13 protein-coding genes are annotated in these 12925 nt (G+C 46.3%); 4 read left to right on the forward strand and 9 right to left on the reverse strand.

Annotation, left to right across the window (positions count from 1 at the left end; all coding sequences use genetic code 11):
• Nucleotides 1–680: 680 nt before the first annotated feature.
• The 4 genes from L5L91_RS20790 to L5L91_RS20805 all read right to left on the reverse strand — a co-directional run bounded on the left by L5L91_RS20790 (nucleotide 681) and on the right by L5L91_RS20805 (nucleotide 5618).
• The gene (locus L5L91_RS20790; protein ID WP_198573449.1) at nucleotides 681–1511 is read right to left on the reverse strand and encodes a hypothetical protein; all 831 of its coding nucleotides are present in this window, start codon (nucleotides 1509–1511) and stop codon (nucleotides 681–683) included.
• Between the two features lie 97 nt (nucleotides 1512–1608).
• Nucleotides 1609–2322: a LysE family translocator gene (locus tag L5L91_RS20795; RefSeq protein ID WP_028759343.1), complete on the reverse strand. Its 714-nt coding sequence runs from the start codon at nucleotides 2320–2322 to the stop codon at nucleotides 1609–1611.
• A 134-nt stretch (nucleotides 2323–2456) separates the two neighbouring features.
• A complete protein-coding gene (locus L5L91_RS20800) occupies nucleotides 2457–3299 on the reverse strand; it encodes an AraC family transcriptional regulator (RefSeq protein WP_113939990.1) in 843 nt (280 codons plus the stop codon).
• A 261-nt stretch (nucleotides 3300–3560) separates the two neighbouring features.
• Nucleotides 3561–5618 (reverse strand): TonB-dependent receptor, encoded by a 2058-nt coding sequence (locus L5L91_RS20805; protein ID WP_411568917.1) that lies wholly within the window; start codon nucleotides 5616–5618, stop codon nucleotides 3561–3563.
• Nucleotides 5619–5945: 327 nt separating this feature from the next.
• Between L5L91_RS20805 and L5L91_RS20810 the strand changes: the two genes are divergently transcribed.
• On the forward strand, nucleotides 5946–6761 hold the full coding sequence (locus tag L5L91_RS20810) for a hypothetical protein (RefSeq protein WP_263237612.1): 816 nt from the start codon (nucleotides 5946–5948) through the stop codon (nucleotides 6759–6761).
• 147 nt (nucleotides 6762–6908) lie between these two features.
• Here L5L91_RS20810 and L5L91_RS20815 read toward each other — a convergent pair whose 3' ends face one another.
• Complete coding sequence (locus tag L5L91_RS20815; RefSeq protein ID WP_263237613.1) at nucleotides 6909–7871, reverse strand: hypothetical protein; 963 nt, start codon at nucleotides 7869–7871, stop codon at nucleotides 6909–6911.
• Nucleotide 7872: 1 nt separating this feature from the next.
• Nucleotides 7873–8259 (reverse strand): PadR family transcriptional regulator, encoded by a 387-nt coding sequence (locus tag L5L91_RS20820; RefSeq protein ID WP_263237615.1) that lies wholly within the window; start codon nucleotides 8257–8259, stop codon nucleotides 7873–7875.
• 411 nt (nucleotides 8260–8670) lie between these two features.
• On the opposite strand from L5L91_RS20820, the gene L5L91_RS20825 reads away from it, so the two are divergent.
• From L5L91_RS20825 to L5L91_RS20835, 3 genes are all read left to right on the forward strand, one after another.
• A complete protein-coding gene (locus L5L91_RS20825) occupies nucleotides 8671–9303 on the forward strand; it encodes an excalibur calcium-binding domain-containing protein (RefSeq protein WP_263237616.1) in 633 nt (210 codons plus the stop codon).
• An 83-nt stretch (nucleotides 9304–9386) separates the two neighbouring features.
• A complete protein-coding gene (locus L5L91_RS20830) occupies nucleotides 9387–9536 on the forward strand; it encodes a hypothetical protein (RefSeq protein ID WP_173246947.1) in 150 nt (49 codons plus the stop codon).
• 63 nt (nucleotides 9537–9599) lie between these two features.
• Nucleotides 9600–9947: a thioredoxin family protein gene (locus L5L91_RS20835; protein ID WP_113939995.1), complete on the forward strand. Its 348-nt coding sequence runs from the start codon at nucleotides 9600–9602 to the stop codon at nucleotides 9945–9947.
• A gap of 19 nt (nucleotides 9948–9966) precedes the next feature.
• Here L5L91_RS20835 and L5L91_RS20840 read toward each other — a convergent pair whose 3' ends face one another.
• From L5L91_RS20840 to L5L91_RS20850, 3 genes are all read right to left on the reverse strand, one after another.
• Nucleotides 9967–10482: a NifB/NifX family molybdenum-iron cluster-binding protein gene (locus tag L5L91_RS20840; protein ID WP_263198426.1), complete on the reverse strand. Its 516-nt coding sequence runs from the start codon at nucleotides 10480–10482 to the stop codon at nucleotides 9967–9969.
• Nucleotides 10479–10775, reverse strand: a complete 297-nt coding sequence (locus tag L5L91_RS20845; protein ID WP_012088215.1) for a DUF134 domain-containing protein — start codon at nucleotides 10773–10775, stop codon at nucleotides 10479–10481. The genes L5L91_RS20840 and L5L91_RS20845 overlap by 4 nt, the downstream gene beginning before the upstream one ends.
• 531 nt (nucleotides 10776–11306) lie before the next feature.
• Nucleotides 11307–12821, reverse strand: a complete 1515-nt coding sequence (locus tag L5L91_RS20850) for an ATP-binding cassette domain-containing protein (protein ID WP_263237619.1) — start codon at nucleotides 12819–12821, stop codon at nucleotides 11307–11309.
• Between the last annotated feature and the right edge of the window lie 104 nt (nucleotides 12822–12925).

A 12925-nucleotide genomic window follows, 5' to 3' on the forward strand; every position in this document is an offset into this window, starting at 1 on the left:
TTGCTAAGACACTTGATTTGATGACGAGACAGTCAGACTGATCTACTGAAAACCTTAGTCGGGCATAGGCTCATAATGAAGCCGCAAGGATGATAAGGACAGTAGAAGCAGATATCCATCAGGGCCAGAGGAATCCCTCAATAACAGGCCGAATATATGGGTGCAATGAACTCTTCTCAAAATCGCTATCGAATGTCTTGCAAACCGGATGGGTCCATATATGACCGACTAGCTTTCGCAGGTGCAGGGGCGAATGAACATCGGTGATTTTCGCACTTATGAGCGAGAGGCTAGGACTGCCGAACTGGAGGGCTTTACATGGATGTAAAGCGCATCCTTCGGAAGCGATAGCAAATTTGGCAATGAGCACAAGGGGCTTTCAACTCCGTTGGGGGCGTCTTGGAGCATCCAAGGGCGAAGGCCTACTGCCGCTTTGAGCGCGAGATATGGATATCGAGCTGGCTATTTAACATGGACGTTTTTGATAGAACGAGCAGTCCTCCTTGGTCGGGTGTGGGGTGAAGCCCCACGACTTTGATTTTGATTAAAGCATTCAAACTACGAAACACACTTTGGGGCAATAGCTTCTAGCTAAAGGAAATCGTTAGGATTATTAAAGCAGCGACCATCACCATAGGGTCGCGGCTTTAAATCTCACTCATAGGGATATGGAAACAAGACTAGTCTGCTTTAATAACGGCTTGTGTCAGTATTTCTTGGTCATTCTTAAACACCACTAGCTCGCCTAGAGGACTATCGCTGCCGCCTAAGACGGTGACATAACAATAATACTGGTATGGGCCGCTGCGAAATTGGTATGAATGATTCCCTCCACTGCCATCAAAAACGAGTTTGCCTTTATTCAGCACTAAATCTGGCTTTTCACTCAATGCCTTACCCTTTGCCCATGCGGCATAGCGGTATTGGCTGTTCCCCATATCATCGACACGAATGGTAAACTTGGCGGTCTCCCAAGATAACGCTGGGCTGACAAACTCGCTCACACTCGGATGTAATGCCGTTTGTTGCTTAGCAATAAGCTCTGCTTTCAGTTTTGCCTCTACCGGTGTTTGATAGTTAATGGCGATGATCTTGCCATCAAAATCCAGCCACACAACACCGCTACCGAGCATAATGCCGCGCCAGCCCATCGTCTGCCAATCGGCTTCAATCTTAGAATGGGCGATCTGCTCAAGCAGCTTAGGATCAAAAACCTGATCGAAACGTGCGATCATTTCCTGCGTATTTTGAATCGCTGGGATCGGATATTCACGTTTAAGCGGGTAAGCCACACGCTTAGCAAGCGCCTCAAGATCATTGGCCTTGGCGGCGTCGATAAGCCCCTGCACCAGAGGGATATATTCCTGTGGCATGGCTTCATCAGCGGCGTTTGCATTGATGCTTAAACCCATAACGCTGAATATTAACACCGCAGAAAAAGCGATATTCATCAGTTTAACTTGGCTGAAAACGGCTAATTTGCTTCCCTTGAGTCGTGAGGCGAATGGCATCTTTATCCCTTACTCCAAATGTCTCTGCTGAGACTAAAGGCCAAGAATACCATAAGTGCCTCAGACTAAAACCTAAGGTGATTTACACTGCACCTGACTAAGCGGTTAATAATAGGTTTGAGTAAATCGCCAAGGCTACTGACATAAAGATGACACCAATAACCGCATCGATAACCGGTGTTAGTCGCTGCAATTTAAGTTGCACCTGCGCCTTTGACAACATTACCGCTAAAAAACCAAACCATGCCAATGACAAAGACAACAACAAAATAGCGGAAGCGATTTTAGTACTCGTTGTAACACTTGGGGTAATCAAGGCCGAAAACAAGGTTAAGAAAAACACTAATGCTTTCGGATTCAATAGATTGGTATAAAGCCCAGTCAAAAAACCTTGCCTGCGCGACATAGCGCCACCTAAGCCACCAGCAACAGACGCCACGCCTTCAACGTCACCAGCGCTAATAACAGCATCATCATTTGTTCCTGCATGGACTCTGGCACTCATTTTACGTTTAGCGAGTATCGCAAGACCGGCACGCAGGGCACCAAACCCCATCCAAGCGAGGTAAGAAGCGCCCACAATTTGCACTAAGAGATACAGAGTGTGCGAACTCTTAATGAGTAGACTCACACCGGTCAGACTCAAAATCGTATGAGCTAAAATGGCTATTGAAATCCCCACAGCGGCGGCAACCGCAGTGCTTCTGGACTGCTGAGTCGCAATCTTCACCATAATGGCAAAATCGGGTCCGGGACTGATTAAAGCAACGGCATGGATTACAGCCAAGGTGAGTAATAAAGATAAATCCATAGATATGCGGCTCCGCAAAAAAGGTTAATAACGATAACTGAGGCAGCCAGTATGGCAATTTGTCGCAGCGCTGAATTGTAATAAATTGCACTATTCAGTGTTTTTAAAACCAGCGGCGTCGAAAGACGGGGAAATTAGAGCATACGCCGCTGAAATTGCACTGGCGATAATAGGAATGCCTGCTTAAAAGCTTTGTTTAAATGACTTTGATCGAAAAATCCGAACTGCTGCGCCACATCTGCCACTAAAGCGCCATGACTTAAGGACTTTTTCGCCAGCTCTAAACGCACACGCTTGAGATAAGCATGGGGAGTCATCCCTGTCGCCTGTTTAAATTGCCGTAAAAACTGAAACTTACTTAAATTCACTTCATTGGCTAAGGTTTCAAGTTGAGTATTATGCCAAGGCTCATCGTGAATTCGCTGTTTCACTAAGCTCACCTGCAACTTAGATAACCCCTGCGGTTGATTTGGTTTAGATAGGCAAGATGAAATACCGCTCGGGTAACGCTCCAGCAGCAGATGAATAAAATTCAGTAAGTGGGACTCACCCGCAAGCGCACTGCATTGGCCTTGAATTAATAGCTCGTGTAGTTGAATAAAATATTGATAAAGCGTCGGGTCATCCACCATAGGCGCGCTGAAAAAGTGCTCCTTCAAACCCAGTTCTTGGCTGACTTCATTCATGTATTCCACAGGGATCGACATCACTTTCACCCGATAACCGTCGGCATCGCGGCTTTGACCATCATGGGTTTCGTCGGGATTTAAGGTCGATAGGCTGTGCTGACCAAGCTGATAACTGCTGCCCTTATTCACAAACTGCTGCGCACCTTGAGTGACTACGCCTAAGTGGTAATCCAGATGCACATGTTTATCAAAGCTGAAATGCGTGAATTCCGCCTGACTCAGTTCTATGCCTGATAAGCTAGGATGACGCCAATAATTAATGTTTTCAATGGGTGTTGCAGTACTCATAACTCGCGGCGATTACCTATAGCATCAGCTGTAAAACAGGGGGAAACTCAGATCGACTCGTCCTCATTCTAGCCTCCATTGTCAGCGCGGGAATAGTAAATTATTGCAGCCACATAGTTTGAAACGATTTGGGCTTAGATTAGTGCTTAAATTAGTGCAGCAGAAAAAAAGCGCCCAACTATCTGGACGCTTAATTGAGATACATTTTTGCTCGGCGACATACGTAATAACCTTCGATATCGCCTTAACAGATGAATATCACTAGAAATGATAACTCACGCTGACTCTCACCATTCGTGGCTCAACAGGATGATAATGCTGATCTTCAACCCCTTCGGCTGCTTCGCCGGGCAAACGAGAGGCATAAAAATAATCTATGTCGTGATCTTTACTATCAAACACATTGAGCAGCTCAAGCTTAGTGTCGAAGCGGCGGAACTCGTATCCTAACGCGAGGTTAACTAATGTGGTCGCATCAGCCTTGTGATCATTAAAGCTGTCGAGCACCCGCTCGCCAAGGTGTCGCACACGTACACTCGAATACAGGCCATCGCCGTCGGGTCGATAGGTGATGCCCGCACTGGCAACAAAGGGAACCGCGCCATCAATATATTTACCCTCTTCAAATTCATTTTCAGTAAATCTGGCGTTAGTCCACGCTAATTCCATATCGATACTGATTGCCTCATTCAGCCAATAATAAGCCGTTAATTCAGCACCATAACGTTCAGATGCACGACTCGGCTCAGTGTTACCCGCATCGCCCACAAATACTAATTCTGAATCTAGTTGCAGATACCAGATCGCAGCAGAGAAATTAATAAAGTCCCTGTCATAGTATTTCACCCCAAATTCGCCGCCATTTGAGCGCACGAGCAGATCGACTTTTTCGACCTCATCGCCACTCACGGGGTCAACCTTAATCGTCGCACCGCGGGCATCGTTCGAATGCAGCCCTTGGCCTGCATTAACATATAACTCAAGATTATCGCTCCACAAATAAGAAGCGCCGGCTTTGAGGCTGAACATACCATCGGACGCATCGCCACTGTTAAGCGGATTATCACTGTCGACCTGCACATCAAAATAATCGTAACGCAGCCCAAGATTAAAACGCCATTGATCAGCTGGCAGCCACTCAACTTTGCCAAAGATGCCACTCGACAACTCTTGCACTTCATCAAGCCTTACCGTATTCAGCCGTTGTCGCGCCTGAGTGTTATACAAACCCACTGCGCCAATATCGTCATAACGCACATCGCCGCCCACACTGTAATTCAGTTGAGTGCCACCAAGTGAAGTCTGCCAATCACGCTTAAGATCACCGCCCCAAATCGTGCGTTCATCGACTTGTTCAAACTCATCACCATTGATGGGATCGTTTAAGAAATAGGTAAAATTAGAGAATAAATTCATAGTCGAGCGAATGGCGTAGACATTTCCCTGCCAATCACCCGCATCGTAATTAGCTGAAACGCTATAACGGTTAGATTCACCACCGACGTCTTTATCTAAAGATCCATAAAAATCAATCAATCCAGAATCCACCGCACGGGCGGGGATCTGATCCGCCGAATTCCAGCTGTTGTCGTAGGCCATCATAGTGACGCTCAAGTCACCCTCACCCAGCCGAGTTAAATAACGCCCGACGACACTGATCTTACTCACATCCTCATCAATATCCGTCCACGGGCCATCATAGGTTTGTGCCTCACCACCCCAAATAAAACGCCCCATGTCAGTGTTTAACTCCTGAGTCGCCACGAGTCGCTGGTAGCCATATTCACCCAACGTCACCCCAACTTGGTTATGGGGGAGTTGATCAGCCAGCAGTAATTGCGCAGCACCCGCGCCAGAAAAATCGGCCACCTCAGGATAATAAGCGCCTTTGGCATAACGGATCTCGCCTATAAGTTCAGGGATCAAAAAGTTAAGATCCGTATAACCCTGGCCGTGCCCATGGGTTCGCATATTCACAGGCATACCATCGACTCGAGTATTAAAGTCTGTGCCATGATCCAAATTAAAGCCGCGTAAGAAATACTGATTCGCCTTACCCGAACCACTGTGCTGAGTGACTATCATCCCAGGAACAAATTCGAGGATTTCGCCGGTTCGTAATAGGGGGCGACTCTCGATTTCTGCCGCGCCGACTATTCCCTCAGATGCCGAGGTGCTATGGCCTAAGGTGTTAATTTGCCTGCCGCGCACCTCAAGGCGTTCGATATTGTCCGTTGCCGCCTCTGCCACTACGGCACTCGATAAACAACAAAGAGGTAATAACCACGTCATTGATAACCAAAGCTTTGATAACCGCATTCCTGATAATCCCAGTCCCGATTTCATCCTTTCTTTCCTACTACAGGTGATAGACGGCAGGGATTTAACGCCTTATTTACAAGCAAAAAACCGATCAAGCTCAAACTCTGATGAATAAAAAACCAGCAAAATACAGACAAATATCATTTCTATGTGCCGTATCGCACATTTTTAAACCCAAAAGGACAAAATGTCCGCCAGCAGATCACATTTCAACCGTGTGTTAGTGCGAAATCATGGAAATAAAATAATCTTGCTTGAATAAAAATGAACCCATTTATCAGGCTAGCTATACTCTAAATAACTCAACACTTTGAGAGACACGCTATGCAACGATGGAGCAATATGCACATTTGGAGTGTGTGGGTAGGCCTTTTCTTTTGTGTCTCGGTTCATGCAACCAGCAAATCAACAGCAGAAACCACAGCAATGATTGCTGATAAACCTATCATTACGATGGCGTTTTATGAGGACCCCAAACATAACTTCTACTTTAAATGGGCTGAACTGATTTACGCCCAAGCCTTTGAACGCTTAGGATATGACTTCTCCTATCAAGTGGTTCCTGCAGCTCTCGCCAGTATGATGGCGGACTCAGGTAAAGTGGATGGCGAGCCGGGGCGTGTATCTCATTATGGCGAAAAGTTTACCAACCTCATTCGAATTGAAGAACCGGTTATCTATACCCATTTAATTGCCTTCGCGCACAATCCCGAAATCAAAATACCTAACTGGCAAGCACTGCAAAAGAGTCGATACAAGATCGAATACTATCGAGGCGTGTTCCTCGCAGAACAAAAGCTAAAGGGACTCATTCCTAAGGAGCGTCTGACTGAATCTTCGTCCCCCGCGAGCTCCTTTCGTAAAATGCTCCGCGACCGAATCGATATCTATATTGATACGGAGGCAAGCTCATTGGATCTATTACAAACGCCTGAGTTTCAAGGCAGCAAAATAATCGCGATTGCCACCCTAGAAGAACTCACCAGCTATGGTTACTTAAATAAACGTCACGCGGCACTCGCCGTTAATCTTGCTCGTGAGCTAAAACAGATGAAGCAAGAAGGCATATTTGACACCTACAAACAACAGGCCCAAAAATCGCTTAATAATGAAATGAATCATGGCGATACCCCAGAATAAATCAGCATCGACTGTAAAAGTCGTGGCTTACTTTTCTCCACAGAAGATGGCACTAATGTAAAAAGCCTGTTCAATCATACTGAACAGGCCATGTATTCGATGAAAAAGTGAATAAAACTCACCTACAAAACCTAGGTTAAACCTTACTTATTTGCTTGCGAGTTTACGCCAACGCAACCCATCGCGGATCACCTCATAGCCAGGGAACATAGCGGCAATCACTAGAGTATAACTTAGCCAATGTTCTAACTGTAATAACGTAAATTCCCCATTTAATTCAGCTCCTTGGTTTTGTACTTGGCTTTGTAATAGTGGCGAACTAAAGGCCAGAAAGACTAAGAACGAGGCATAAGCAAGATTGATCCCCATATTCGCCAGTAACAATTCAGTAGTCCACACTCGGCGGCGTAGTTGCCAGAGACTATTCCCCATAGACAGCAAAATAATAGGGCTAAACCATTGCAATAATTGCTGAGCATTGGCGCTAAAAATCACAGTCCGCGCGGCTAATTGCTCGCTACTCATCCATACAGAGCACCAGATCACAAGCAAGAGAAAAAGATATGTCGCCAGATCAGTAAACACATCGCTTAAACTAATATGCTGCCAACCGGGCCCAACCTTAGGCAAATTATGCGGCTGCCATTTTTGGCAATTGCTGCCGGACATAGGTTTCCCCTGAGCCGAGAAACTCCAAAAGGCCAACAGGATAGCGGTAAAGGCAAGACAGGCATCGCCGATAAAACCTTTGGCAATATGGTGGATAAATCCTAATAGATCCCCCTCTGCAGAGCCCAACCATTGAGTCGTGCCGCCCACAACCTGCAGCACAAACAAGACCCCAAGCACAGTGAAAAGTGTATGTTTAAAAAGCGGAATATCCTCAGAGGCAATAATAGGCACTGCCGGAACAAATTGCTGCGCGACCTTACAGGGATGCCCCATTTGCTTTAATACCGCGACAATTTGCGCTTCAGTCAATTCGCCTTGTTCAGATAGGGCATCCAATTGGTCGCAGATATTGGCTTTTAATTCACGGCCAATTTCCTGACGTTTGTTCTCGGGCAATTCTCGCTGCACCGCGGCGATATAGCGATCGACTAATTCCATATCAAATCTCCTCTGCACTCTCGTCTGAGCTTTTCATATCAGAGCCATTAGTGTCAGCGCTTTGCTCCAGTAAAAAAGCCAAGGCGCCATTAAGTTGCTGCCATTCATCGGTCAGTTGACTAAGCAACTCAGTCCCCAATGATGACAATTGGTAATAACGACGCTCACGCCCTTCGGCCTGTCGCCACTCACTATCCAACAATCCTTGATCGGCTAGGCGGCGCACTAAGGGATACAGAGTCCCTTCGTCAATATCAATACCACCTTCCTGCAACTGTTTGCGGAGCGAATAACCGTAGTGGGCTTGTTTTAATAATCCCAGTACCGCCAACACTAATACCCCACGGCGCAACTCGAGTCGCATTTTGACTAGCTGTGAACTTGTCATTGTCGAATTCCTGTCCTTAACACTGTGTCACACACACTGTGTGCCACACAGCAAATACTATGTAGCACACAGTAAAATTGCAAGTTTTCATGCACGTTTTTTGTTCGATTTGTTTATTATTAATGCAATCTATTGTTTGTATTGAATTTACAAAAATGCCAACCGTTTCTGCTAAGTGCTCACATTTCCCCACCGCCATACACTCAAAGCGAATGAGTCACACATAAGCAAATTCAAGATAAAAAATTGCAAAACTTCCTATGCTTGAGTAACTTAGCTGCCAACATTGAATCGCTGACTCGTCAACCTAAGTACGGTTTGCTCCTTAAAAAAGATAAATCGGAGCGACTCAAGTAAGTATTGATATTCAATAACTAAAAATATTAAGCGGTTAAATTAAGGACATAGAAAATGCTCATGGATAGAGGCGTGCTGGTACGCTGGAACGATGAAAAGGGATTTGGCTTTATTCAGCCTGAAAAAAACGCAGCCCAAGATGTGTTTATTCACATTTCGGTGCTGAAAAAGATGGCGAGAAAACCCATAGTGGGCGACAGCATTCTGTTTCAAACGGAAGTGCAAAATGACGGCAAAAGAAAAGCGGTTATCGCCTCGATTGAAGGCGTCGCTGTCGTTGCAGCGAGTGCAACACCGCGCTCCCACTCTCATGTCCAATCACGCAATGAAAACTTCAACTTCAATAACAAAGATAAAGCGCATCACCATAACTCACGAAAATCGTCCTTTAATACGATAATCCCGCTGCTAATAATCGTGGCCATAGTTATCTTTGGCTTTAAACAATACCAAGAATTCAATGAAGCTCCTGCAATCGATGAAGTACCTGTCCTCACGAATGAAGACATTGAGAGAATGCCCATATATGAATCTGCAACACCAAGTTTCCAATGTGAAGTGGGTAAAACCCATTGTAGCCACATGAGTTCCTGTGCTGAGGCGACTTTCTACATCCAAAATTGCCCCAATACTCAAATGGATGGTGACGATGATGGCATTCCCTGCGAGCGTCAGTGGTGCAGTTAGCAATGCGACATATGTAAAGTCACGCGTATAACCTTAAGCCTGAGCAGGTAGCAGGTAGCAGGTAGCAGGTAGCTAGTAGTGAAATGATAAATAATCTAAAACAATGGCGAGATAGCCTGACAGGCATACAGCAAATCGGAGTGATTGCTGCCAGTATCGGGCTTCTCATGCTTGGCTTATTCTACCTTGGTCAATTTATCGGTAGTAGCGTGGTAAAAATGGGCTGGCTGTAACCCTAGAAATACGCAAACTAGCCCCATGAATTCATACCCATAGCAACTTCAAAATGGCAACGCATGCACACTGATATCATCACGCACATTGATTCACCTGAGATACTGGAGTCCATGTTAACCGAGCATGCTGCGGTGCTGTTGTTATTTGGCGCGCCAAACTGCGGTGTGTGCCAAACGCTCAAACCGAGAATTGCTGAGATGTTGGCGCAAGAGTTCCCGCTGATGCGGATGGCCTATATTGATTGCCAAGCCCAAGGTGAGATAGCGGCGAGCCGCAATGTATTTGCCTTGCCTGTGGTGGAATGTGTGTTTTATGGCAAAACCTTTGGACGGTTTTCCAAGGTGTTTTCATTAGCGGATATTCGAGGGGCGCTTGCCCGCCCCTATGGTTTGATCGTGACGGAATAATTCAAATTAGACAGTGAGATTATTTGTTTACCAAGGGTCTAAACCCAGCGTAATGCACTGACTTATCGAGCTTAACCTGTACTGCTGGCGTGCTTATAAGACGTGTTGAACCAGGTGCTGCTTTAGCTTTACCACTGCAACCGCAGCCGTCACCTGTAGAATGACAACATCCGCCCTTGGCGGCATGTTTGAGTGAAGCGCGACCTTGGGATGCATCCGTCAACCTAAGATTCAAATCCGCCGTTTGTGCAAGTAAAGTCGCCACTGTTTGGCTCGCACTGCCTTTACTCACGCTAATCCCCGCATCGAGCAACTTTCCTAACATGCGCTCACCAATATTCTGCACAAGTACAATATTGGTACCCTGTTGGATAATCAGCTCTAGTAAGGCTTTTTTAGCACTACAGTCACCTTCAATTGCCGGGTTATCGACCAGCTTGATCAGCTGAAGCTGTTCATTATAAAAGCCAATCTGTAGGGCTTTCGTAAAGTGACTGGCGAGGCGTTCGCGGCTCATCGGCATGGCAATAATCATGATAAATCCTTGTCTGTTTGGGTTGGCAGTCTCAAGGCTTGACCTTGAGTAATGGCCGTCGCCACCTTTTTGCGGGCATTGGCGAGAAGGTATCCAAAGGTTTGCCGAGAGATCCCCATCAAGGCCGCGGCTTCGATCTGACTTAATCTTTTGACGTCACCCAGTTCGAGGGCCTCAAACTCATCGGCCTCTAATTGAATATGAGTTAATTTAACCGCAGGGATCCCATTAGGCTTAAATAGGCTACAGGGCACACAGCTCGATAATTGACGGCATTTTTTGGGTCTTGGCATAAATGTTTTTATCTTTAAGTCGTCTTATATGTCTTGAAATCGTGTTTTAGGTCTTAGTGCACATCTTCGGTACTACGAGTGACACTCGGGCTCATCTCGCTAAGGGAGTCCATAGTTCTGGATTCTCAAGCGTGATAACTGACTTGATGAATAAGTTCAGTGGATGAACCATAAAACTGTCACGAGTTTCCGGCCTAGGCCAGAAACTATTATTCGCGCCAACGACATTCAAAACTGTAAGACGGCTCACAGTTACCTATATCAAGCATGGCTAATTAACAGAACTGCTGTCTGACGAATGGGGGATTAAACACTAGGGCGATGCCATCATTATCGATATGTGGTGCATCTCAGTTTTCACTGGAATACGAAAATCTTTCGCGCCACAGGTATATTGCCATTGAGCGTGACTAACACACTCAATGGCTAGCGCCCTGTAAGGTCAATCTTAACCTGCATTGGAGTGCCGAGGGATAATGACAAACTCTGCAAACAAGTAAGCAGCCGTTAAGCTGCTGTGATAGGTGGCATTTACTGATTTAAACGGGTTAAATCCTCAGACTCACAGTAGTTCACCTGTACCGAATAGTCGTCATCTTGCTTGATAAAATCGACAAAGTTTTTAATCGCAGGTAAGGCATCTTCCCTATGGTGCGACACGTACAGCAATTGGCTCAGATGATGCTCGGCTATCATCTCCAGCGCCCGCATCACTAAGGTGCGATTGATAAAATCTAAGCCCTGATACGGCTCATCTAAAATCAGTAACAGTGGCTGTTTAATCAAGGCACGACCTATCAGCAATAACCGCTGCTGACCATAATCGAGCTTCTTAAAACTCGTGCTTGCCAGCCCTGTCATGTGCAGAATAGCTAACCATTCCTTCGCCAAATCTAGCTGAGGTTTAGTGGGTTTATGGTACAGGCCAATAGAGTCAAAAAAGCCCGAAAGCAGCACATCTAATGCCGAGCAACTGACGCGATATTGCAAGTGTAGCGCCGACGATACTATGCCAATCCGTTGTTTAATCTGCCAAATACTCTCGCCGCTTCCGCGAGGTCGGCCAAAGAGCGTGATGTCATTGCTATAGCATTGAGGATGGTCGCCTAAAATCAACCCCAGCAAAGTGCTTTTACCGCAGCCATTTGGGCCACGAACTTGCCAATGTTGCCCTGCCTCGATGCGCCAATTCACGCCGCTGAAAATCAGCCCACTGACATATTCCACTTTGCCATTTTTAATCTCGACCAGAGGATCAAACGCCTCAGCGTTGTGCCTTTGCCGCTCCATTAAGGCCAAGAGTTCATCGCTACGTTGGGCGGATAACGCATTCAACTGCGCCATCACAGGATGATTGTGCCATTGCTCAATCGACATCGACGGGCTGAGTTTATGCACACTCTGCCCCGATTTGAGCATCTCACCATTAAACAGCGCTACATGGCTGATACACGGCGGCAATTCTTCTTGGCGTGAGGTAATGATCAGCAACTGGCTATGCTCGGCCACTTCACTCAGCAGCTCAGATAAGCTCGCCTGATGTTCAGCATCGAGCCCTGCATAAGGGTCATCTAAAATCAGCAATTGCGGTAACATTGCCAGTGCACGTGCCAGCATGACTCTGCGCGTTTCGCCCGTGGATAATTGCCGAAAACCACGCAGGCGCAGCGGCTCAAGCCCAACCTTTTGTAATAATGCAGGGAGTTGCTTGGCATCTTGGCAGCATTCCAACACTAAGGATTCGACACTCGAACCGTAATCCAGTTCGTCTTTTTCTAACTCGCGCTCCAGCAACGCTTGCTGCAGTCCAAGTGACACCCAGCCGATACGTTGCGGCAGGCCAGCAATCGTCCCTTCATCGGGCAGAATATCACCCGTTAATATTCGCCCGAGCAAGGAACCACAATAACTGTCGGTCGCGAAAATCGCCCAATGTTCAGCAGGGTTCAGTTGCCACTCATCGACGACTAACACCTCATTATCACGCCCGTATCGCAACTGTTTAACCACAATACTTTTGTCTTGGTTCGCGACAACATCAAGCATAACCACAGTTCCTTTCTATTTTTAAGGGATGATAAAAGCCAGCGATTACCCAATCGCATTGCGCCATGATATCTAAGGCAATCATATCTAGAGCCGCAAAATCC

It is taken from the genome of Shewanella sp. SM55, from assembly GCF_025654025.1.
In the GTDB taxonomy this organism is placed as follows: domain Bacteria; phylum Pseudomonadota; class Gammaproteobacteria; order Enterobacterales; family Shewanellaceae; genus Shewanella; species Shewanella oncorhynchi.